The 23,143-nt window shown below is 58.8% G+C and carries 21 protein-coding genes; 17 read left to right on the forward strand and 4 right to left on the reverse strand.

The window, feature by feature from the left end:
• The first annotated feature begins 90 nt into the window (after positions 1-90).
• The 5 genes from lrp to serS all read left to right on the forward strand — a co-directional run bounded on the left by lrp (position 91) and on the right by serS (position 7,083).
• Positions 91-582, forward strand: a complete 492-nt coding sequence (lrp, locus tag AB5Z09_RS02805; protein ID WP_005300047.1) for a leucine-responsive transcriptional regulator Lrp — start codon at positions 91-93, stop codon at positions 580-582.
• 202 nt (positions 583-784) lie between these two features.
• Positions 785-3,301: a DNA translocase FtsK 4TM domain-containing protein gene (locus tag AB5Z09_RS02810; RefSeq protein ID WP_368194591.1), complete on the forward strand. Its 2,517-nt coding sequence runs from the start codon at positions 785-787 to the stop codon at positions 3,299-3,301.
• A gap of 80 nt (positions 3,302-3,381) precedes the next feature.
• Positions 3,382-3,990 (forward strand): outer membrane lipoprotein chaperone LolA, encoded by a 609-nt coding sequence (gene lolA, locus AB5Z09_RS02815; protein ID WP_041202312.1) that lies wholly within the window; start codon positions 3,382-3,384, stop codon positions 3,988-3,990.
• Positions 3,991-4,143: 153 nt separating this feature from the next.
• The gene (locus AB5Z09_RS02820) at positions 4,144-5,481 is read left to right on the forward strand and encodes a replication-associated recombination protein A (protein ID WP_021230553.1); all 1,338 of its coding nucleotides are present in this window, start codon (positions 4,144-4,146) and stop codon (positions 5,479-5,481) included.
• A 306-nt stretch (positions 5,482-5,787) separates the two neighbouring features.
• The gene (serS, locus tag AB5Z09_RS02825) at positions 5,788-7,083 is read left to right on the forward strand and encodes a serine--tRNA ligase (RefSeq protein ID WP_005337087.1); all 1,296 of its coding nucleotides are present in this window, start codon (positions 5,788-5,790) and stop codon (positions 7,081-7,083) included.
• 2 nt (positions 7,084-7,085) lie between these two features.
• Here the strand turns inward: serS and AB5Z09_RS02830 are convergent, their stop codons facing one another.
• Positions 7,086-7,262: a hypothetical protein gene (locus tag AB5Z09_RS02830; protein ID WP_162504387.1), complete on the reverse strand. Its 177-nt coding sequence runs from the start codon at positions 7,260-7,262 to the stop codon at positions 7,086-7,088.
• Between the two features lie 8 nt (positions 7,263-7,270).
• Between AB5Z09_RS02830 and AB5Z09_RS02835 the strand changes: the two genes are divergently transcribed.
• The 9 genes from AB5Z09_RS02835 to AB5Z09_RS02875 all read left to right on the forward strand — a co-directional run bounded on the left by AB5Z09_RS02835 (position 7,271) and on the right by AB5Z09_RS02875 (position 15,416).
• Positions 7,271-7,759 carry a CvpA family protein gene (locus AB5Z09_RS02835; RefSeq protein ID WP_128815423.1) on the forward strand — a complete coding sequence of 163 codons (489 nt, stop codon included), beginning with the start codon at positions 7,271-7,273 and terminating at the stop codon, positions 7,757-7,759.
• A 21-nt stretch (positions 7,760-7,780) separates the two neighbouring features.
• A complete protein-coding gene (gene purF / locus AB5Z09_RS02840; RefSeq protein WP_042063846.1) occupies positions 7,781-9,301 on the forward strand; it encodes an amidophosphoribosyltransferase in 1,521 nt (506 codons plus the stop codon).
• A gap of 204 nt (positions 9,302-9,505) precedes the next feature.
• Positions 9,506-10,264, forward strand: a complete 759-nt coding sequence (miaE, locus tag AB5Z09_RS02845) for a tRNA-(ms[2]io[6]A)-hydroxylase (RefSeq protein ID WP_076494671.1) — start codon at positions 9,506-9,508, stop codon at positions 10,262-10,264.
• 303 nt (positions 10,265-10,567) lie between these two features.
• On the forward strand, positions 10,568-11,212 hold the full coding sequence (gene adk, locus AB5Z09_RS02850) for an adenylate kinase (protein ID WP_164537019.1): 645 nt from the start codon (positions 10,568-10,570) through the stop codon (positions 11,210-11,212).
• 99 nt (positions 11,213-11,311) lie between these two features.
• Positions 11,312-12,286: a ferrochelatase gene (gene hemH / locus AB5Z09_RS02855; protein WP_160880938.1), complete on the forward strand. Its 975-nt coding sequence runs from the start codon at positions 11,312-11,314 to the stop codon at positions 12,284-12,286.
• Positions 12,287-12,320: 34 nt separating this feature from the next.
• A complete protein-coding gene (locus AB5Z09_RS02860; RefSeq protein ID WP_368194592.1) occupies positions 12,321-12,713 on the forward strand; it encodes an MAPEG family protein in 393 nt (130 codons plus the stop codon).
• Between the two features lie 185 nt (positions 12,714-12,898).
• Positions 12,899-14,203: an inosine/guanosine kinase gene (locus AB5Z09_RS02865; protein WP_005337079.1), complete on the forward strand. Its 1,305-nt coding sequence runs from the start codon at positions 12,899-12,901 to the stop codon at positions 14,201-14,203.
• Positions 14,204-14,383: 180 nt separating this feature from the next.
• Positions 14,384-14,746: a DUF2750 domain-containing protein gene (locus AB5Z09_RS02870; protein WP_005337077.1), complete on the forward strand. Its 363-nt coding sequence runs from the start codon at positions 14,384-14,386 to the stop codon at positions 14,744-14,746.
• Positions 14,747-14,921: 175 nt separating this feature from the next.
• Complete coding sequence (locus AB5Z09_RS02875; protein WP_042055706.1) at positions 14,922-15,416, forward strand: hypothetical protein; 495 nt, start codon at positions 14,922-14,924, stop codon at positions 15,414-15,416.
• Here the strand turns inward: AB5Z09_RS02875 and AB5Z09_RS02880 are convergent.
• Positions 15,379-17,019 carry an EAL domain-containing protein gene (locus tag AB5Z09_RS02880; protein ID WP_368194593.1) on the reverse strand — a complete coding sequence of 547 codons (1,641 nt, stop codon included), beginning with the start codon at positions 17,017-17,019 and terminating at the stop codon, positions 15,379-15,381. The two genes, AB5Z09_RS02875 and AB5Z09_RS02880, sit on opposite strands and share 38 nt — an antisense overlap.
• Positions 17,020-17,208: 189 nt before the next feature.
• Between AB5Z09_RS02880 and glgC the strand changes: the two genes are divergently transcribed.
• Positions 17,209-18,483 carry a glucose-1-phosphate adenylyltransferase gene (gene glgC, locus AB5Z09_RS02885; RefSeq protein ID WP_005337070.1) on the forward strand — a complete coding sequence of 425 codons (1,275 nt, stop codon included), beginning with the start codon at positions 17,209-17,211 and terminating at the stop codon, positions 18,481-18,483.
• Between the two features lie 84 nt (positions 18,484-18,567).
• On the opposite strand, the gene AB5Z09_RS02890 is transcribed toward glgC, so the two are convergent.
• Both AB5Z09_RS02890 and AB5Z09_RS02895 read right to left on the reverse strand, forming a co-directional pair.
• Positions 18,568-20,565 (reverse strand): hypothetical protein, encoded by a 1,998-nt coding sequence (locus tag AB5Z09_RS02890; protein ID WP_368194594.1) that lies wholly within the window; start codon positions 20,563-20,565, stop codon positions 18,568-18,570.
• A gap of 199 nt (positions 20,566-20,764) precedes the next feature.
• Positions 20,765-21,316: a lipoprotein gene (locus AB5Z09_RS02895; RefSeq protein WP_368194595.1), complete on the reverse strand. Its 552-nt coding sequence runs from the start codon at positions 21,314-21,316 to the stop codon at positions 20,765-20,767.
• A 322-nt stretch (positions 21,317-21,638) separates the two neighbouring features.
• Here AB5Z09_RS02895 and AB5Z09_RS02900 point away from each other — a divergent pair, with 322 nt between their 5' ends.
• Complete coding sequence (locus AB5Z09_RS02900; RefSeq protein ID WP_368194596.1) at positions 21,639-22,817, forward strand: isochorismate synthase MenF; 1,179 nt, start codon at positions 21,639-21,641, stop codon at positions 22,815-22,817.
• A gap of 76 nt (positions 22,818-22,893) precedes the next feature.
• Positions 22,894-23,143 (forward strand): AMP-binding protein (locus AB5Z09_RS02905; RefSeq protein ID WP_368194597.1); only part of this gene is annotated, 250 nt, incomplete at its 3' end.

Genomic DNA, 23,143 nt, shown 5'->3' on the forward strand with positions numbered 1-23,143 from the left:
CTAGTATATTCAGGTATTGACAGGATTTGTGACCATAATTATAAAATGACTGGTGATTCTTACCAAAAAATAGCCAAAGGATGGAATAAAATGATGGAAGCTAAGAGTCGGCTAAAGGATTTGGACAGGATTGACCGCAACATTCTTAATGAACTGCAAAAGGATGGCAGGATTTCGAATGTTGAGTTGTCCAAGCGAGTTGGCCTGAGTCCTACACCGTGTCTGGAACGGGTTCGTCGCCTCGAGCGACAAGGTTATATCGAAGGATATGCCGCTATTCTGAACCCTCATTATCTGGACGCATCTCTGCTGGTGTTTGTAGAGATAACCCTCAATCGCGGGGCGCCTGATGTGTTTGAACAGTTCAACAAGGCTGTTCAGGTACTCGAAGAGATCCAGGAGTGTCATCTGGTTTCCGGTGACTTCGACTATCTGCTCAAGACCCGAGTCAGCGACATGTCGGCTTACCGCCGTCTGTTGGGGGAAACCCTGCTGCGTCTGCCCGGTGTCAATGACACCCGCACCTACGTGGTGATGGAAGAGGTCAAGCAGAGCAGTCGTCTGGTGATCAGCACCCGATAAAGCAGGTTATGCCGTGGTATCTTTTCCATATGAGACACCATGACAGTCAGAAACGAGCGGCCGGTCCGCTCGTTTCTTCTTGTAAAGATAATTGCAAATATGGCCCCGTCCCATCAGGCTCTGGCTGACAATCGATGGGCTTTTCGGGGATACTAGGCCCCCTTATTTCCTGCATTACATGTTTTCAGAAAGGAGCCGGAGTTTGGCCGATAAAAAGCTGTTTACTCCTTTATCAGGTACACAACGGATCTTCGAAGCCGTCTTGATCGCCATCACCCTGATGGCTGCTTATCTTCTGCTTGCCCTGTTGTCCTATCATCCCGCTGATCCCGGCTGGTCCCAGACCTCCTGGCAAGGGGAGGTGAAGAACCTCGCCGGTAGTGCCGGTGCCTGGCTCGCCGACATCACCATGTTTACCTTTGGTGCTTTCTCCTATCTGGTGCCGCCGCTGGTGGTACTGCTGGGCTGGAGTCTGTTCTGGCGCCCGAGCCGTCTGCTCGATGTGGATTACCTCACCCTGGGGGTGCGGATCATCGGCTTTATCCTGACCGTGCTCGGCATGTCGGCCATTGCCAGCATGAACTTCAACGATATGCAAAACTTCTCCGCCGGTGGTCTGGTGGGGGATGTGATCGCTTCTGCAGTGGTGCCGCTGTTTGGCGGCGTCGGGGCCAACCTGATGCTGCTCTGCTTCGTGGCAACCGGCATTACCCTGTTTACCGGCTGGTCCTGGCTCACCATCGTCGAGCAGATCGGTGCGGCCTGCACCGGTTCGGTCAGCGCTGTTTACCACTTCCCGACCACCCTTGGCCGCTGGTTGACCGGTGGCTGGCGTCAACCCCGCAACGAGGGGCCGGATCCCTTGCTGGAAGGCGGGGTAGGGGCCATCGCGTTTGATGATGAGGAAGATGAGCCGCACACCAGCTGGACTCGCAAGCCCAAGGCCAAGAACCAGAAGGCTGCCGCCGAAGAGTGGCTGCCGGAACTCGACGACGATACCTTCGAGTTCGATCCCCAGTTTGATGATGAAGATGATGAGCCGGCTCCGGCTGCCAAGCCGAAACGTGCGGTGGCGGCCGCCAATGGTCGCCGCCAGCCGGTACTGGCGGTGGCCGATGACGATGATGAGGACGATCTGGATCTGCCCTGGGCCGAAGGGGACGACGAGATCGCCGCACCTGTTGCAGTCGCACAGACCAAGCCCAAGCGTCGTCCGCAGTCAACAATGCCGCCGTTGCCGAGTATCGAGCTGCTCGACCGTCCACCCGCCAAGACCCAGATGATGAGCAAGGATGAGCTGGATCGCATGGGTCGTCTGGTGGAGGCCAAGCTTGCCGACTACAACGTGCAGGCCAAGGTGGTGGGTGTCTATCCGGGTCCGGTTATTACCCGTTTCGAGCTGGATCTGGCGCCGGGCATGAAGGCGAGCAAGATCACCAACCTCTCACGCGATCTGGCCCGCTCCTTGTCTGCCAGCAGCGTGCGGGTGGTTGAGGTGATCCCGGGTAAAACCTATGTCGGTATCGAGCTGCCCAACCGGGTGCGTCAGACCGTTTACCTGCGCGAGACCCTCGACTGCGATGCTTTCCGCGATAGCCGCAACCCGCTCACCATGGGCCTGGGTCAGGACATCGCCGGCGAGCCGGTGGTGGTGAACCTGGCCAAGATGCCGCACCTGCTGGTGGCCGGTACCACAGGTTCCGGTAAGTCGGTGGGGGTCAACACCATGATCATCTCGATGCTCTACAAGTCATCCCCCGATGATCTGCGTTTCATCATGATCGACCCCAAGATGCTGGAACTCTCGGTCTACGAAGGGATCCCGCACCTGCTGACCGAGGTGGTGACCGACATGAAGGATGCCGCCAACGCGCTGCGCTGGTGTGTGGGCGAGATGGAACGTCGTTACAAGCTGATGTCGGCAGTCGGGGTGCGCAACCTCAAGGGCTACAACGACAAGGTGCTGGCTGCCATCGAGGAGGGGGAACCCCTGCTGGATCCGTTGTGGCGCCCGGGTGACTCCATGGATCAGATGCCGCCGGAGCTGGAGAAACTGCCCCACATCGTGGTGGTGGTGGACGAATTTGCTGACATGATGATGATCGTCGGCAAGAAGGTGGAAGAGCTGATCGCCCGTATCGCCCAGAAGGCGCGGGCCGCCGGTATTCACCTTATTCTGGCGACCCAGCGTCCGTCAGTGGATGTGATTACCGGTCTTATCAAGGCCAACATCCCGACCCGTATTTCGTTCCAGGTGTCGAGCAAGATCGACTCGCGCACCATCATCGATCAGGGCGGCGCCGAATCTCTGCTCGGTATGGGCGACATGCTCTACATGCCGGCCGGTACCTCCAACCCGACCCGGGTACACGGTGCCTTTGTTGATGACCACGAAGTGCACAAGGTGGTGGCGGACTGGAAACTGCGCGGCGAGCCGAACTACATCGAGGAGATCCTCTCCGGTGAGTCGGGTGGCGAAGGTGGCAGCGGCGAATATGGCGGTGGTGGCGATGAAGAGCTGGATCCTCTGTTCGACGAAGCGGTCGCTTTTGTGGTGGAGTCCCGCCGTGGCTCGACCTCCAGCGTCCAGCGCAAGTTCAAGATTGGTTACAACCGGGCAGCCCGTCTCATCGAGCAGATGGAGAATCAGGGCATCGTCAGCTCACCGGGTGGCAATGGTCAGCGCGACGTGCTGGCACCGCCGCCGGTGCGGGACTAAGCCTCACCGTTTCATACTATCCCTGGCCATGCCCTCCGCGGGCGTGGCCTTTTATCGAGAGCGTCTTTATGAAGAGCGTGATGAAAAAACAACTGTTGATGGGTACCGTGCTGCTGATGGCCAGCAGCCAGGTGTGGGCCGATGCGGCCAGCGATCTCAAACAGAAGCTGGCGGGGGTGAGCCTCTTCTCCGCCAAATTTGCCCAGACCGTCTATGACAGCAAGGGCAAGGAGCTGCAAAAGGCCAGCGGCGATCTGCTGGTGCAGCGGCCAAACCGTTTCAACTGGCACACCACCTCGCCGGACGAGAGCCTGATCGTGGCCGATGGTCAGGATGTCTGGGTCTATGATCCCTTCGTCGAGCAGGTGACCGCCCTCAAGCTGAAAGATGCGGTGCTCAACACCCCCTTTATTCTGATCGCTGGCAATGACGACAAGTTCTGGAAGAACTATGACGTGACCCAGCAGGGGGATGTCTACACCGTCACCAGCCGTAACAAGGATGAGCTGATCGCCTCCTTCCGTGTCACCTTCGACAGACAAGACAACATCAGTCGTTTCGATGTGAAAGAGGCGCAAGGGCAGTGGAGTGAATTCACCCTGAGCAGCTTCAACCGCAAGCCGGTGCTCAAGGGCAACGAATTTGTTTTCAAGATCCCGAAGGGGGTCGAACTGGACGACCAGCGCTAATGAGCAAGCGGTCGTTGGATTGCTCGCCACTGCGCCAGTCAAAGGTGAGTGGCGTGACGCTGGGTGGTCAATACAGATGAGTAACCTCTTATTGGATTTCTCGTCGGACCGTTTTTCCATGGCGGTATCCGTGATACTGAACGGTCAATACAGATGAGTAACTTGTCGCTGGATTTCTCATCGGACTTTCGTCCGCTGGCGGCCCGGATGCGGCCGCAAAACCTCGACCAGTATATCGGTCAGCAACATATCCTGGGGGCTGACAAGCCCCTGCGCAAAGCGATTCTGGCGGGTCACTGCCACTCGATGATCCTGTGGGGGCCGCCCGGTACCGGCAAGACTACGCTGGCGGAGTTGATGGCTCACTACTGTCAGGCGGAAGTGGAGCGACTCTCTGCGGTCACCTCCGGTATCAAGGAGATCCGCGCCGCCATCGACAAGGCGAAGGAGAATAGCTGGCGCGGGGTGCGCACCATTCTGTTCGTGGATGAGGTGCACCGCTTCAACAAGAGCCAGCAGGATGTGTTCCTGCCTCACATCGAAGATGGCACCATCACCTTTATCGGTGCAACCACTGAAAACCCCTCGTTCGAACTCAACAACGCGCTGCTCTCACGAGCCCGGGTCTATCTGCTCAAGCGACTGGAGGAGAGCGATATTCTCGCCATGCTCGATCAGGCGATGACCGATCCCCGTGGTCTCAATGATCCGGCACTCACCTTCGCCCCCGGCGTTAAAGAGGCGCTGGCCAAGGCGGTGGATGGGGACGGGCGAAAATCCCTCAACTATCTGGAGCTATTGGCCGACATGGCCGAAACCGACAGCACAGGGGCGCGGGTGATCGACAGTGCCCTGCTCGCCGCCGTGGTGGGGGAACATGTGGCCCGCTTCGACAAGGGGGGCGATCACTTCTACGACCTCATCTCGGCGGTGCACAAATCCATTCGCGGCTCGGCGCCGGATGCGGCGCTCTACTGGTATGCCCGCATGGTGAGCGCCGGTTGCGATCCCCTCTATATAGCCCGCCGCTTGCTGGCGATTGCCTCGGAAGATGTGGGCAATGCCGATCCCCGTGCCATGCAGGTCGCCCTGTCGGCCTGGGATTGTTTCCATCGGATCGGTCCGGCGGAAGGGGAGCGGGCCATCGCCCAGGCGATCGTCTATCTCGCCTGTGCCCCGAAAAGCAATGCGGTCTACACCGCCTGGAAGGCGGCGCTTCATGATGCCAAAAACCTGCCTGACTTCGAGGTGCCGGTACACCTGCGCAATGCGCCGACCAAATTGATGAGCGATCTGGGCTATGGCGCCGAGTATCGCTACGCCCATGACGAGCCGGGCGCCTATGCTGCGGGCGAGCAGTATTTCCCGCCCGAGCTTGCCGGCAAGCAGTACTACCAGCCCACCGATCGCGGCCTTGAAAAGCAGATTGGCCAGAAGCTCGATTACCTCCATGAACTGGACAGGCAAAGTCCGCAGCAACGGGGCAAATAGCCCCTTTGTTACCCCGCGTGGCTGAAAATTGGTCAGGCGTTTGAATATGCAGGACGGTTTGCGTGCCAAAGTCGGTAAAAACGACACAAATAGTCCCTGTTCGGGCGGGGGGGCGGTCTGCTACACTGCCCGTCTGACCCCGCTTGTCTTGGCCTTGCGCCATCTTCTTGATCTCGAAGGCCTGATAGTTAAGGCCCGATTCTGAAGACGATTGGGGTGCGCCAACCGATGTTAACTTCCGGATCTGTTTCCCAGCCCGTCATGACGACTCAGGCCCAGATCCCATTTTAAAAAAGTAGGTAAACCATGCTGGATCCCAAATATCTGCGCAGCGATATCGAAGAGGCTGCCGCTCGTCTGGCGACACGTGGCTACGTTCTGGACGTAGCGGCTGTCAACGCTCTGGAAGAGAAACGCAAGGATCTGCAGTCCCGTACCCAGGAGCTGCAGGCCGAGCGCAACGCCCGCTCCAAATCCATCGGTGAAGCTGCCCGTCGTGGTGAAGATGTTGCCCCGCTCAAGGCCGAAGTGACCAAAATCAACGACGAGCTGGAAACCAGCAAGGTCGAGCTGGATGCCCTGCTGGCCCAGCTGAAAGCCATTGCCGACGCCATCCCCAACCTGCCGAGCGAGACCACACCGGTGGGCCGTGACGAGAACGACAACGTGGAAGTGCGCCGCTGGGGTACCCCGCGCGAGTTCAGCTTCCCGGTACGCGATCACATCGATCTGGGCGAAGCGGCCAAGGGCGTTGATTTCAAGAACGGCGTCAAACTCTCCGGTACCCGTTTCGTGGTGATGAAGGGTCAGATTGCCCGTCTGCACCGTGCCCTGGCTCAGTTCATGCTGGATCTGCACACCCAGCAACACGGTTACACCGAGTGCTACGTGCCCTATCTGGTGAACCCGGACAGCCTCTATGGCACCGGCCAGTTGCCGAAATTTGCCCAGGACCTGTTCAATACCGGCATCGAAGGTGAAGGGGAAGAAGAGGGCAAGGTACGCAAGTTCTCCCTGATCCCGACCTCCGAAGTGCCGCTCACCAACATGGCCCGTGACGAGATCTTTGACGCACAAGAACTGCCGATCAAGATGACCGCCCACAGCCCCTGCTTCCGCTCTGAAGCGGGTTCCTACGGTCGTGATACCCGTGGCCTCATCCGTATGCACCAGTTCGACAAGGTCGAAATGGTTCAGCTGGTTCACCCGGAGAAATCCTGGGATGCACTGGAAGAGATGGTGGGTCACGCCGAGAAGGTGCTGCAACTGCTGGAGCTGCCGTATCGCGTGATGGCGCTCTCTACCGGTGACATGGGCTTCTGCGCTTCCAAGACCTACGATCTGGAAGTGTGGCTGCCGGCCCAGAACACCTATCGCGAGATCTCCTCTGTCTCCAATTGTACCGACTTCCAGGCGCGCCGCATGCAGGCTCGCGTGCGCATCGACGGCAAGCCGCAGCTGCTGCACACCCTGAACGGTTCCGGTCTGGCGGTGGGTCGTACCCTGGTTGCCGTGATGGAGAACTACCAGCAGGAAGATGGCCGCATCGCCATCCCGGCTGCGCTGCAATCCTACATGGGTGGCCTGACCCACATCGGGTAAGCTCACGCCGCTGACCACAACGCCATGGCATTGCCATGGCGTTGTGCATTCTGGCGCCGATCAACCGTTTTAGTGCTGAAAAAATACGGTTTTTCGGCGTCGCTTTGAACAGTTAACACATTTTTATCAAGCAATGCGCAATCGTTTTTGTTAGACTGCGCCGCAATTTCGCAGGACATCTTTTTCTATGGTCTGGATTGATTACGCCATCATCGGCATCGTCGGTTTCTCTGCTCTCATCAGCCTGGTGCGCGGCTTCGTCAAGGAGGCCATGTCTCTTGTCACCTGGTTCGTCGCCTTCTTTATTGCCAGCCATTTCTATCCCGATCTCGCCGTCTATTTCACCTCCTTCTCCGACGCGCTGGTTCGCAACGGTCTGGCCATCGCGGCGCTGTTTGTGGCAACCCTGATCCTCGGCAGCGTGGTCAACTATGTGGTGGGCCTGTTGGTGGACAAGACGGGTCTCTCCGGTACCGATCGGGTGCTGGGGGTCTGCTTCGGTGCAATTCGCGGGGTGCTGATCGTCAGTGCCCTGCTTTTTTTCATGGATACCTTCACCAACCTCTCCCAGAGCGACTGGTGGGTGGCGTCCAAGCTGGTGCCGGAGTTCAAGCCGGTGATCCAGTGGTTTTTCGGGTTCATGTTGAACTCATCCAGTTTTCTTAAACAGGTATAGTGACTTCGAGGTAGCAAAGACATGTGTGGTATTGTCGGTATAGTTGGCACCACCCCCGTCAATCAGGCCCTCTACGACGCCTTGACGGTGTTGCAGCACAGGGGACAGGATGCCGCCGGGATCGTGACCATTGATAGTGGAAACTTCCGGCAACGCAAGGCCAATGGCCTGGTGAAGGACGTGTTTGAAGTGCGCCACATGCAGCGTTTGCAAGGGAACATCGGCATAGGTCATGTCAGATATCCCACCGCAGGTAGCTCAAGTGCCGCTGAAGCCCAACCTTTTTATGTGAACTCGCCCTACGGCATGGTGCTGGCCCATAACGGCAACCTCACCAACGCCAAGGAGCTCAAGGAGCAGCAGTTCAAGGTCGCCCGTCGCCACATCAACACCACCTCCGACTCGGAAGTGCTGCTGAACGTGCTGGCCCACGAGCTGGATCGCTGTGACAAGATGGCCCTGCGTCCCGAAGATATCTTCGCCGCGGTGCGCAGAACCCATCAGCAGATCCGCGGCGCTTATGCGGTGGTCTCGCTGGTGATTGGCCATGGTCTCATCGGTTTTCGCGATCCCAACGGCATTCGCCCGCTGATCCTCGGTCGTCGTCAGGACGAGCTTGGCCAGGTGGAGTACATGCTCGCCTCCGAGAGCGTGGCGCTCGACGCCATCGGTTTCGAGACGGTACGGGATATTGCGCCGGGTGAAGCCATCTACATCACCGAGCAGGGCCAGCTCTTCTCCGAGCAGTGTGCGGAGAACCCGCAGATGAGCTCCTGCATCTTCGAATACGTCTACTTCGCTCGTCCCGATTCGTGCATCGACAAGGTCTCGGTCTACGCCGCTCGCCTCAACATGGGTCGCAAGCTGGGTCAGAAGATTGCCCGCGAGTGGGAAGATCTCGATGTCGATGTGGTTATCCCTATCCCCGAGACCTCCTGTGACGTGGCGCTGGAGATCGCTCATACCCTGGATCTGCCGTACCGTCAGGGCTTCGTGAAGAACCGCTACATCGGCCGTACCTTCATCATGCCGGGCCAGACCCAGCGCAAGAAGTCAGTGCGTCGCAAGCTCAACGCCATCAGCTCCGAATTCAAGGGCAAGAAGGTGTTGCTGGTGGATGATTCCATCGTGCGTGGTACCACGTCCGAGCAGATCATCCAGATGGCCCGTGAAGCGGGGGCAGCCAAGGTCTACTTCGCCTCGGCGGCGCCGGAAATTCGCTTCCCCAACGTCTATGGCATCGATATGCCCACCGCCAACGAGCTGATCGCCCACGGCCGTGAAGTGGAAGAGGTGTGCAAGCTGATTGGCGCTGACGGTCTGATTTTCCAGGATCTGGAAGATCTGGAAGCCGCCGTGCGGGAGATCAACCCGGATCTGCGTCACTTCGAGACCTCGGTGTTCAATGGCCACTACGTCACCTCCGACGTGGACCAGTCCTATCTGGATCACCTCAATGCCCTGCGCAACGATGACACCAAAGCGGTGCGTGAGTGGCAGGAAGGCACCAGCAATCTGGAAATTTTTAACGAAGGAAGTTAAACGTTTGCGGTTTTGCCGGATGGGATAGCGAGATGGGGGCCTGTGGCCCCCATTGTCGTTTCTACCTAACACGGCAGAAGGGGGAGGAGATATCTGTTTGAAAAATATCCGCTTATCTTGCCGGATATGGGCATGGCCAGCAGGATCCGCTAGCATAGGCGGCAACATATATGATCGATACGCTTTTAAGAGACGAGAGTTCAGATGGATGATCTGCTAGCCCCAGTGCGCCAGTTTTTGCAGTGCGAGACCCCGGATGAGTGGGTAGAAATGGCGCGGGATCCGGCCCGTTTACCGACCCTGCTCATCGATCACGCCAATTGCGAGACCAAGGCCGCACTCACCGCCCACAGTCTGGTGCGCCGCTACTGCCTGCCCAAGGGCAAGCGCCATCTGCTGCCCAAGCTGGAGTTTTATCGCGAGCTGGATGCCATCCCGGAGAAGGCAGAGATCCTGGGCAAACGCAGCATGGGGGAGTCTGATCGCACCGTCTTTGCCGAGCTGGAACGCAATCCGCTGCTGTTTCCCATGGTGCGACTCATTCAGGAGGAGCTGCACCACTTCGAGCAGGTGCTGGAGATCATGCAGGCCCGCGGCATCGAATACGGGCCGGTGACGGCCTCCCGCTATGCCCGCCAGTTGATGCAGCATGTGCGCACCCATGAGCCGGCCACCATAGTTGACAAGATGATCATCGGCGCCTATATCGAGGCCCGCTCCTGCGAGCGCTTTGCCAAGCTGGCACCCCATCTGGACGAAGAGCTGAGCCGCTTCTATGTCTCTTTGCTGCGCTCCGAGGCGCGTCACTATCAGGATTACCTGAGCCTGGCCGAACAGTACGCAGGGGAGGATATCAGCGAGCGGGTGGCCTTCTTTGGCAAGCTGGAAGCCGAGCTTATCTCGTCGCCGGATCCGCAGTTCCGGTTTCATAGCGGCCTGCCTGTCACATCTGACAGTTGTTGACGCACAGGGGGCAAACTACTATTGCCCTGTTCCTACTACGAGCGACAAGTAGTTACTTTTGAGCGCAATTCCCGGCCCTGAGCCGGGATCTTTTTTTCTGTCGTACCTCCTTCCTGCTTTTGGCGCTCTATGCTGAATCCCTGGCTATTTTTGCGTCTTCCCCTTGCGATGAAATCCTGTTCGAACAGCCGGTTATTGTGGTGATAAAGTGCTCATTCAGGTGGCTCACCCTTGTAGAAACGGGCGAAACCGTGTACTTTTTTGCCTTCGCAAGATTTGAATAACCAATCAATAGGAGCGTGTATGCGCATTGTTCTGTTGGGGGCTCCGGGCGCCGGCAAAGGTACCCAGGCTCAGTTCATCATGGAAAAACACGGTATTCCCCAGATCTCCACCGGCGACATGCTGCGTGCGGCGATCAAAGCGGGCACCGAGCTCGGTCTGAAAGCCAAAGCTGTGATGGACGCAGGTCAGCTGGTCTCTGACGACATCATTATCGGTCTGGTCAAAGAGCGCATCGCTCAACCGGACTGCGCCAAAGGCTTCCTGTTGGACGGTTTCCCGCGCACCATTCCCCAGGCGCAAGCCATGAAGGACGCCGGTGTCGTGGTTGATTTCGTGCTGGAGTTCGATGTGCCGGACGAAGAGATCGTCAAGCGCATGAGCGGCCGTCGCGTTCACTCCGGCTCCGGCCGTACCTACCACGTGGTGTTCAACCCGCCGAAAGTGGAAGGCAAGGATGACGTGACCGGTGAAGATCTGGTGATCCGCGCCGACGACGAAGAGACCACAGTACGCAAGCGTCTGGATGTATATCATCAGCAGACCGCGCCGCTGATCGGTTTCTACGGCAAAGAGGCACAAGCGGGCCACACCCGTTATGTCAAGATCGACGGCACCCAGCCGGTTGATCTGGTCAGCAAGCAGCTTGCCACCATTCTGGGCTGATCTTTGCTGCCGGCACTGTTTCCCCGTGCCATCAGATAAATAAAGAGAAGGGCCCTGTCGGGCCCTTTTTGCATAATGACAGATAGACAGGAAGCCAACGTGACCACGAAAACCGGAATATTGCTGGTCAATCTGGGTACCCCAGCCGCACCGACCACCGCTGCCGTCAAAGCGTTCCTCAGCCAGTTCCTGCACGATCCCCGTGTGGTTGACCTGCCCCGCTACCTCTGGTGCCCGCTGCTCCACTTCATCATCTTGCCGACGCGCTCGCCCAAAGTGGCCAAGCTCTATCAGCAGGTCTGGACCGAGCAGGGCTCGCCGCTGATGGTGATAAGCAAGCAGCAGCGTGCTGCGCTGGAGCAGGAGCTCAAGCGGGAGGGGGTTGAGGTGCCGGTGGAGCTGGCGATGACCTATGGTTCCCCGTCAGTGAATGATGGCTGGCAGGCGCTCAAGGCCAAAGGGGTCAACCGGGTGATCCTGTTGCCGCTCTATCCGCAATATTCGGTCAGTACCACCGCCTCGGTCTTCGATGCCTGGGGCAAGGCGATGAAGAGAGAACGCAATCTGCCGGTGGTACGGCTCATTCGTGATTATCACGCCCACCCCGAATACATTCAGGCGCTGGCCATGAGCGTGCGCCGTCACTGGGAGCAGCACGGTCAGGGTGATCACCTGCTGATGTCGTTCCACGGTATTCCCGAGCGCTACGAGAACGAAGGGGACCCCTATGGTCACCAGTGTCGCCATACCGCCAGCTTGCTGGCCGAGGCGCTCGGGCTGGAGGCAGGACAGTGGACAGCCAGCTTCCAGTCCCGCTTTGGCAAGGAGGAGTGGCTCAAGCCCTACACCGACGTGACCATCGCCGGTATGCCTGCAGCGGGCATCAAGCGGCTCGATGTGATTTGTCCTGCCTTTGCGGCCGACTGCCTCGAAACCCTCGAGGAAATTCAGGTACAGAACCGGGAGATCTTCATGGAGGCCGGTGGCGAGCGGTTTGAATATATTCCGGCCCTCAACAGCGATCAGGCCCACATCAGGATGATGGTCTCGCTCATCTGCCGCGAATTGGCATGAGTGACCGGCAGTCAGTCAAACAAGGAGTCGAGTCATGGTACATATCACGCTGATCTACGCAGGCCTGCTTGGGCTGCTGTTTCTGGGGCTCTCCTTCTGGGTGGTCAAACGCCGCGCCCAGTTCGGGGTGATGATAGGGCAGGGGGAGGCCCCCGAGCTGCTGGTGGCGATCAGGGCCCACGGTAATTTTGCCGAGTATGTGCCGCTGACTCTGCTGCTGATGGCGCTGTGCGAGCTCTCCGGTGCCGGTGCGCTCTGGCTGCATGCCGGTGGCGCCATGCTACTGGTTGGCCGCATCCTGCATGCCATCGGCATCCAGATCCCCAAAGCCCCCAATGTGCCCCGTTTTCTGGGCACCTTGCTGTTCTGGCTCGCCCTCGGCCTCTTCTCGGTGCTGGCTCTGTTGCAGGGCATGGCGGCCGCCTGAAAACAGGCGCTTTGTATGCTATTGAACCACCTCGGGCGGGGTGGTTTTTTTATGGTGAAAAGGCAAACGTTTTTCCTTGCGGGCCTTGTCTATACTGACTCCATTATTTAAACAGGGCGACTTTTCGGGGCGGCGGATTGTGTTAAAATCCCGCCCCTCTTTCCCCCAGAGCACAGAACATTGCCATGAAATTTCCCGGTCAGCGCAAGTCCAAACACTACTTCCCTGTCGACAGACGCGATCCCCTGGTTCCGCAAAATCCCCTGTTAACCGAGCTGGGCAAAGCCTACGTGGTCGGGATTGATCAGACCCTGGTTGATATCGAAGCCCATGTGGATGAAGACTTTCTGACCCGTTATGGTCTGAGCAAGGGGCACTCCGTCGTTATCAATGACGATGTAGCCGAACGGATTTATGACGAGCTCAAGGCCAACAACATGGTAGTGAGCGAGTTTGCCGGTGGCACTATCGGCAACACGGTACACAATTACTCGGTACTGGCCGATTCCCACTCCATCCTGCTGGGTGTGATGAGTCAGGATATTCGCATCGGCTGCTACGCCTACCGTTATCTGTGCAACACCTCTTCCCGCGTCAATCTGGACTATCTGCAGCCGGTTGATGGCCCCATCGGCCGTTGCTTCACTTTCATTACCGAGTGCGGTGAGCGCAGCTTCGGCATCAACGCCGGCAAGATGAACCAGCTGGATGTGCAGCACATTCCGGAGGATGTGATCAAAGGGGCGTCTGCACTGGTGATCACCGCCTATCTGGTACGCGGTGACGATGGTGATCCGATGAAAGAGGCGGCCATGACCGCGGTGCGTTATGCCCGTGAGGCCGGTATTCCCGTGGTGCTGACCCTGGGGACCCGTTTCGTCATCGACGAAAACCCCCAGTGGTGGCGCGACTTCATTGCCGAGAACGTGACTGTGTTGGCGATGAACGAAGACGAAGGTGAAGCCCTGACCGGTATCGCTGATCCGCTCGGTGCGGCCGACAAGGCGCTCGACTGGGCCGACATGGTGCTCTGTACTGCTGGCCCCATCGGCCTCTATATGGCGAGCTACACCGACGAGGACTACAAGCGCGAGACCACTCATACCCTGTTGCCGGGCGTTATCCCCGAGTTCAACATGTATGAGTTCAGCCGCCCGATGGCCCGTGCCAAGTGCCGCAAACCGGCCCGTATCTACTCCCACATCTCCCCGTATATGGGTGGCCCGGAGAAGATCAAGAACACCAACGGGGCAGGGGATGGCGCCCTTTCCGCCGTGCTGCACGACATGGTGGCCAACTCCTATCACCGGATGAATGTGCCCAACTCCGCCAAGCACATCTCCGAGTTCCTGACCTACTCCTCACTGGCCCAGGTGTGCAAATACGCCAACCGCGTCAGCTACGAGGTGTTGGCCCAGAGCAGCCCACGTCTCTCCCGCGGTTTGCCGGAGAAAGAGGACAGCCTGGAAGAGGTTTACTGGGAGCGTTGAGCTCCTGAATCTGCAAGACGCCTCCATCGGGAGGCGTTTTTGCAGGCAAATATGGGTTATCCCGGCTTTTTTCCCGGAATAACCCCAATATGCTTGAGTCCATGTCACTTTTGCGACACCATTTGGCCATCGTATTGTCGCCCGACAATGCCGCAGCACCCGAAAGAAAGAGAGAATCCCATGAGCATGCTTAACGACAACCTTGACGCCAATTTCCAACTGTTTATCGAACAAGTCCGCGAGTCGGGTCAGGTGTGGGGTCTGCGCTATGGGGAAGACTGGGTCGTCTGCCGCTCCGCCGAATTTGAAGATGCCGACGTGATGCCGCTTTGGTCTGCCGAAGAGGACGCCCGTCTGCACTGTGTTGACGAGTGGGCCGATTACGAGCCGGAAGTGATCGATCTGGAAGAGTTTCTCGATATCTGGATCAACGATCTGGATGAAGATGATGTGCTGGTCGGCCCGAACTGGAACGCCGATCTGGAAGGTCAGGAGCTCGAACCCATCGAGCTGGCCAAGGCACTGGTTGAACTGGACGCCTGAAAGCGCCTCCATTGATGGCCTGCACACACAGGGCATCGGGACAAAGACCGGCATCCGTGAGGGTGCCGGTCTTTTTTATGGTCGAATAGCCCGATTGATGAGTTAAAAGCCGATTTGCCTTTGCACCTGTCAGGGGGATGGTCCATCATCAACCTTTTGCCAAGGGAGGAGCGCCATGTTTGTATTCGACGTAACGGGAGCTGCGGGTGAGAAGGCCAGCATTCGGGTGCAGGCGCTGGATTGGGCGCAAGCCGGACCAGTGACCTTCCAGTGCGATGATGATCAGCTGGCGGTCGTACTCCTGAGTGGTTGTCGTTGCGACGCGGTGGGCTTTTTCAACCTGTTGGCGGGGTGCAAACCCCTCTATATCGAACAGTGGCTCAGCTATCTGCAGGAGAGTGGTCGCATTGGCAAGTGGAGCCACCAGACCGAGAGTCCCGCCGATGGGGACTATCTGGCCAGAGCCGGTCTGGAGCACGATGAACTCAATACCCTGCTTGGCCAGGTCTATCAGGTGGCGGGGTTCAATCGCCTGCAAATCAACCGTTACCTCAAGAACCGCCACAACCCCACCACGCTGGCGACCCGTTACGATCAGAAAGAGCTGGAGCGCTATCGCCAGCTCAATGACATCATTCTGACCCTTTTGAAGCTGAAGCATCCTCAGTAAAGAGCCCCAGCTGGCTGATATCCGGTCGCAGCGGTTGCGGCCGGGCGATCAGATAGCCCTGCAAGCCATCCACATACATCCCCTGCAGCAGCTGTTTCTGGCCAAGCTGTTCAACCCCCTCTGCAATCACCTGACACCCCATCCGATGTGATACATCGACGATCATCCGCACGAACTGTTGGTTGGTCTGATCCTGCTCCAGTCCGGTGATCAGGGCAGGATCGAGCTTGATATAGTCGGGCTTGAGCTCGCGAAACAGGGTAAAGGAGCCGATCCCCTTGCCGAAATTGGCGATCGCCGAGCGACTGCCGTTGCGGCGCAGCAGTTCAAACACCCGCTTAGCGCCGGTCAGGTTGCGTTCCAGATGCTCTTCATCCAGTTCGAACACCAGATTGGCGCTGGTATTGGGATCCTTGAGCAACTGGCGGTCAAGCCAGATCAGGAAGGCGCTGTTTTGCAATAAGTTGGGGGAGAGATTGATCCCCCAGCGACTCTGGTTGGCACCAAAGGCCCGGTACTGGCGCATGATGTGGGTAATGACCAGCTGCTCCAGCCGCATCACCATATCCAGCCGCTGGGCCATGGCAAACAGGGTATCGGTGGGCAGGGCGGTGCCGTCATTGCCGCTGAAGCGGGTGTAGATCTCGTTGTAAGCCAGCATGCTGCGGTGCAGGGGCTGGATCGGCTGGTAGGTAAAGCTGAGGCGCTCCTGCGCCAGCACTTCGGTCAGCACGTCGCGCCAGTGGTGTTGCCCCTGTAGCTCGGAGGCGCTGTCATCCTGCTGGATGGCCCAGCCGTTGATGGTTTCAGTCTGGGCGCGAGCCAGCGCCAGATCCGCTCTGGCCAGCACAGCTTCGATTTTCTGGCCGCTGTTGAGCTTGGTCAGCCCCGAGTAACCGGTGCTCTCCAGCTCGTGCTGATCCTGATAGTGATCGAAGGCCACCTTCAAATCCTGCCCCAGCAGATGGGGAGGAATATTGGCCACCGGTTGCACCAGAACGGCGAAATCAGCCCCCGAAATGCGGTAGACCTGATTGCCCGGGAAGCGGCTTACCACCCGTTTGATGAGGGCGGCCATGTCCTTGATGTAGGCATCACCAGACTGGAAGCCGCGCTGGGCGTTGATCTTGCCAAGCTCGGTGGCACGGATCAGCACCAGGGTTGCGGTCTGGGTGTCCTGATCCCGCTGCAGCAACTCGGTCATGTCGCGGCGAAATGCGTGGCGGTTGAGTAGCTGGGTCAGCTCGTCGGTGGTGGCCAGGTTGCTGAGCTCGGTCAGCTGGCGATGGGCGCTCTGCTCGGCGCTTTCGAACTGTTCCAGCAGCTGTTGCAGCACCTCCTGGGAGGCGGGCTCATCGAGTTGTGAGGGATCCCGTCCCCTGATCGCCTTGATCCAGGTGAGCTCCTGATGCTGGAGCATGCCATCCATGGTGCGGATGGCCAGCATCAACAGCAGGATCATGCCAAGCAGTGTGGTGGCCAGAATAATGGCCAAAGTGAGCGGTGTGCTCTGAAGGGCCAACCAAACTGCTTGCAGGAGCAGCAGGGGTATGGTCACTATGGTGGCGATCAGAAAGAGGGTACGTCCGAGCTTGTGAACCATCTTGTCATCCTTGAAGTGGCTGCTTTGTGGGGGAATTTTAACCAAGCTGGCGGAGCAAAGCATGCTATTCCTCGCAACTCGGTGAAAAGGGTCAATTGAGATCGGTTAAATGTGAGTGAAACCACTTTCACAGGTGCCGAAACAGGCGAAGATGAGTTGAAAATAGATCAAACAAGGCAGAGGTAAATCATGTTGTTAGAGCCCGAAAATAGTGCCAAAGCACGACAATTATTGAACCAGAGTATGGCACTGGTGCTGGCGGGTGGACGTGGTAGTCGCCTGAAGCAGTTGACTGACAACCGCGCCAAGCCTGCCGTCCATTTCGGTGGCAAATTCCGGATCATTGATTTTGTGCTCTCCAACTGTATCAACTCGGGGATCCGCCGCGTTGGTGTAGTCACCCAATACAAATCTCACAGCCTGCTGCGTCACCTGCAATCGGGCTGGTCCTTCCTGCGTTACCAGATGAACGAATTCATCGACCTGCTCCCTGCCCAGCAACGGGTGGACGAGGTGCACTGGTATCGCGGCACCGCCGATGCCATCTACCAGAACGTCGATATCATCCGTGACTACGGCCCCAAATACTTGGTGGTGCTGGCGGGGGATCACATCTACAAGATGGATTACGCCGCCATGTTGCTCGACCATGTGCGCCTCGGTGCCAAGGTGACGGTCGCTTGTATCGAGGTGCCGCGGGCTGAGGCATCCGCCTTCGGGATCATGGATATCGACGAGCAGCGCAAGATCCGCGCCTTCGTCGAAAAACCGGCCAATCCGCCTGCCATGCCGGGTTGCGAAGATCGCTCGCTGGCCTCCATGGGGATCTATATCTTCGAGGCGGAGTACCTCTACCAACTGCTGGAGGAAGATATTCACAATCAGGACTCCAAACACGACTTCGGGATGGATGTGATCCCCCGCATCGTGGAGGAGGGGATGGCATTTGCTCACCCCTTCAACATGTCCTGTGTCGGGGCGCGCGAAGGGCAAAAGCCCTACTGGCGTGACGTGGGTACGCTGGACTCCTTCTGGGAAGCGAACATGGATCTCGCCTCCGTGCTGCCCGAGCTCGACATCTACGATCAGAACTGGCCCATCTGGACCAGCCAGACCCTGACGCCACCGGCCAAGTTCGTGCAGGATCGCAACGGTCAGCATGGCATGACCATCAACTCCATGTTCTCGGGCGGTACCATCGTCAGCGGGTCGTTTGTGCTCAACTCGGTGCTCTTTACCAATGTGCGGGTGCACTCTTTCTGTACTCTGGATCAGGCCATCATCTTCCCCGGGGTCGAGATTGGCGCCGGTTGCCGTCTGCGCCGGGTGGTGGTGGACAAGGGATGTGTGCTGCCCGATGGGCTGGTGGTGGGCGAGAATGCCGATGAGGATAGCCGCCGCTTCTACCGCTCCGAGCAGGGGATTGTGCTGGTGACCAAGGAGATGCTGGACAAGCTGGTTTGAGGAAGCACCTTGAAATTGTGTCAGACGCTGTAATGCAAAGGGAGCCAATTTGGCTCCCTTTTTCATGCTGGTGAATGGCGAGGATTATTCGCTAACCACCGCTTTGGCGGCCATCACCATGGCGGTGCCGTGCTTGCCACCGGCGGCGGTCACTTGTGGTACGCCATCTTCGTCGGTGTCGCTGCCGGCACCTTCGATGATGTTCTCGCCGGAGTCACCGATCCACTCGGCCATCTGCATGCCACCGTTCACGGTGCCACGGAACCAGCTGACGTACTGACCGGTCAGCTTGGCCAGCTCCAGCTCGGGCGCCTTCTCGACCCCTTCGTTGCGCAGGTTCAGCATGGCAGAGCGCAGGGCGCCGGAGATGGCAGCCTGGGTCCAGGGAGTGTATTCACCCTGTTTACCCGCCAGCCAGGTGCCCGCCTTGGCATTGAAGTAGGCCTTGTCGGCAGCGATAAACAGCTCGCGGGCGGCAGTGCGGTACTTGGCATCGGAGGTAGCGAGGAACGCAGCGGTCAGACCACGGATGGCGGCGAACTGTGCATCGATGGAGTGGCCGGAGTCGAGCTTGCCACCCAGGATGATGCCGTCATGCACCAGACCATTTTTACCCTTGAGGTTGGCAAGGATGAAATCGGCCTGTTTGCGGATCAAGTCGAGCGCCTCTTGACCCTGCTTGGTTTTGAGGTTCAGCTCGCCATTGTCACCGGCGGCGTAACCGACCGGCAGCGCGTCCTGAGCGCGCTGGAAGATCTGCAGGGCGACCAGTGCGTAAGCGGCGTCAAAGGTGGTGACGTGCTTGCCCTGTTTGCCTGCCTGCCAGCTGTCGACCAGGGTGCCAGCCTTGGCATCAAAGTGCAGGGCCGCCAGGTTCTTGAAGGTGAGGTTGGAGAGATTGATCGCCAGCGAGAAGGCATCGCTGCCCGCAACGGCTTTGTCCAGGTCATTGGTCTTGTTGGCAGCCGGTGCGGTGGCAAACGGCGCACCGTCAAACACGGCGTGGAAGGCCGGGTTCTGGTTGGTGTTAGCGCTGCGCTGATCGCTGAAGGCATAGAACTCGGAGAGCGGCCACAGCATCATCCAGGCATCGCGCAACTGGGCGGAGCCATCCATCACCTCCAGCTTGCCGATGGCACCGGCATCGTTGCTGCTGGTTTCGGTCACTTTCACCTGATGGGGGAAGTAAATCACGCCCTTGGCCGGATCGTACTGCGGGGTAATCTTGGCACCCAGTTGCTTGCCATCGAAGCCAAGCTGGTTCTGCATGATGGCCAGCTTGTCGATGGATTGCTCGGTCAGCATCATGCCGTTGAAGCCATCGGCGGCAGAGACGCCCAGCTTGTGCTTGCCATCCTGATCCATGGTGGCGGAGGCGGCTTCTACCTCTTCATCGGTTTCGGCCACGTGCATGCCGCCGAGGAAGTCCTGAGACCACATCACCTCTTTGAGCAGGATGCCGCCCACCGCTGCGGGCACCAGCAGGTTGTCGCTGCCGCTCCAGCGCAGGGTGCTGTAGTCGCGGAAGTAGGCGGGCACCTGGGTCTTGACGGTTTTCTCGGTCCCTTTGGCGGTCTTGATGGTGATCTGATCGCCATTGACAGGGGTGGCGTTGACGGCCTGGGCAAACTCCGGATTGGCGGAGGCGTAGGGCAGGGAGAGGGGATACATGCCCTGCGGCACTTCATCAGCCGGGAAGCCAACGGCATCGGCCATGGCCAACACCCGTTGCCCCAGAGAGGCCATGGTGCCGCCACGGGCCAGGTTTTGCGGCCCGTTCACCAGATGAGGGCCCATGCCGGATTGGTAGTTGAGGGCGTACATCGCCTCTTCGGAGTATTCGTAGGATTCGATGCCGGCAGCGAAGTCGAACGGAGTTGGTTCATCGGCACGGTTGGCATCCAGCACATCCAGATCCAGCCCCAGTGCTTCGGCTAGCGGCTCGCCAGAGAGCTCGAATTCGGTATAGGCCAGCATGTTGGCGGCGGTATTGAATGTCTTGTCTTCGACCTTGACGGCAGCGTGTGCGGCGCCGCTGATCAGTGCGCAGGCGATCGCCTGAACCAGTACGGTTTTTCTCATGTCCCTTCTCACCATTGGTTGGTTTTATTATTGACGCTTCTCATGACGAATCTAAATGAGAATGGTCTGCATTATGCTGTGTTGGAGGGGACTTGAGAAGTAAAAAACCGCCCCATTCGGCTGCACGTTAAACCGGATGTGCGTTGTCGAAGAGGGCGGTTATCTGTTTATTGCGATGAAAGTGCCAGTGCGGCGGTGATCAGAGCAGCTTGAACGGGATGACCAGACGGCCCGGCTCTACCTTGAGGGCTTCGACCTTCTCCTTGATCCTGGCTTCGTTCTTGCGGCTGCTGTCGAGGCGGTAGACCGGGGTCTGCGACAGGAACAGGGAGAGCGACTGATTGAAGGTGGGCAGCAGTGGGGTGAGGGCGGCCCCGATATCGGCCGGCTCGGTCTTGACCGAGATCAGTTCAAGGTCGCGCAGATAGATGGCGCCCTGATCGGCCACATAGTCGGGGCGGGCACTCAGGGCAAAGCGGATCTTCATCTGCTGGCTGCCAAGGGGGCTGCTCACCTGCAGGTCGCCAGCGGCATCCAGCTCGATGCGATCCGCTTGTTTGCGGCCGATACGGCTCTGCATCTCATCCAGACGGATCTTGCTCGACATGATGCCGGGGATCCCCAGCTGTTTTTCAAAAGAGACCTGATCTTTGAGGTACTGGTTGATTTCGGCCTCGCTGACGTTGTATTGGGTCAGCGAGCAGGCCCCCAGCAGCAGGCAGAAGGGGAGCAAAAACAGGTGCTTTAACATGATTGGTTCCGTGGTTGGGACTTGGGTCATCAAGATGGCGTCATCTTAGGAGGAAACGGCGTGCGCTGCCAGCGTGAACATCCTCATCCCTTTCTTGCCGCAGCACCGTCTGGGACCAGATCAATGTCTCCAGACAAGCAATCTTGCGTAGAGAGGCAGGAAGGGCGGGGTCGATTCCCCATAGGCCATCACCACAGCAAGAGCCCCATGTCTGGTGTCATGAAAATCCCATTGACCGGGGGATTTCAATGCGAGTATTTTACCGCCGTACAAAAGCAAATTGATAATGATTATCATTTTGAATTATATTTGAGGGGGTAACGTGGATACTCTTGTGATGGAAAATAGCGAGCCAGCCCAGGCTGCGTCTCCGCCCGAATTCTTGTTTAGCTCGGGTCAGGGCACGATCAGTGCCACTGACCTAGGCTTGCCTATCACCACCCCCGCCTGTGAATGGCCTCTGCTTGAGCAACAGATTGCCGACGCGCTGGCAGCGGCCAGAGCCGCCAGCCAGAGCAACCCTCTGCTGATCGGTGCCTTTGCGTTCGACCCGGCGGAGGCCTCCTGTCTCTATGTGCCCGGCCGCTATGAGCGGGGCGAGCAACTGCCTCCGACGGAGCCAGTGACAGAGGCGGAGCAGGTCGAGGTCAACCGTGTCATCTCGGTGCAGAGCATCCCGCCGGCCAGCGAATTCCAGGCCTCGGTCAGCGCAGCGCTGGATGTGTTTGCACAAGGTCGGCTCGCCAAGGTGGTGCTGTCGCGCAAACTCACCCTTACCCTGCACCGGCCCGCCGACCCTAAGCAGGTGATGGCCCGTTTGATGGCCCAGAATCCCCACGCATTCCACTTCTCCCTGCCGCTCGGCCAGGGTCGCCGCCTGCTGGGCGCCAGCCCGGAGCTGCTGCTGCGGGTTAGCGGGGGAGAGGTGTTCACCCATCCGTTGGCGGGCTCCGCCAGACGGGTGAGCGAGCCGGCGCAAGACGAAATGGTGGCCAGGGATCTGCTGGCTTCTCGCAAGGATCAGCATGAACACAAGTTGGTGATCGACGAGATCCGCCGGGTGCTGACCCCCCACTGCCGCGAGCTGGCGATCCCCGCTCATCCCTCGCTGATGAGCACGGATACCCTCTGGCATCTGGGCACTCCCATCGCTGGCCGGCTCAATGGCGGCGAGGCGTCGGTGCTCTCCTTGGCCTGCCAACTGCATCCCACCCCGGCCCTGTGCGGCTATCCCACTGATCTGGCCCGCCAGTTCATCCGCGAGCAGGAGCCCTTCCGGCGCGCCCTGTTCAGCGGCATCGTTGGCTGGTGCGACAGCCAGGGCAACGGCGAGTGGGCCGTGGTGATCCGCTGCGGGGTGCTCGATGGCCATCAGGTCGAGCTGTTTGCCGGCGCCGGTATCGTCGCGGGCTCGGATCCCGCCATGGAGTGGGCCGAGACCGGCACCAAGCTGGGTACCATGCTCAAGGCACTGGGCCTGGATTTGGAGGTAGCGCAATGACGCAGCTTCAATATCTGGGCTGGCAGAGTGGACAGCCGAATCTGGAAGCCCTGGGCCTGAGTCCGGAGGTGGCGCAATGAGCCAATTCAACCGCTTCCTGCCCTATACCCGCTGGCCCGACGAATTGGCCCAGCAGTACCGCACCAAGGGCTATTGGCGCGGCGAGCCGCTGACCGCCATGCTGGCGCGTCAGTGCGAGCTGGCACCTGACGCCGAGGCCATCCTCTGCGGTGAGCGCCGCTTCAGTTATCGTGAGCTGGATGCCGCCTCGAGCCGGCTGGCCGCCAATCTTGCCCGCCACGGCCTGGGGGGGGGGGATACCGCGC

Source organism: Aeromonas sp. R2-2 (assembly GCF_040908355.1).
GTDB lineage: Bacteria > Pseudomonadota > Gammaproteobacteria > Enterobacterales > Aeromonadaceae > Aeromonas > Aeromonas veronii.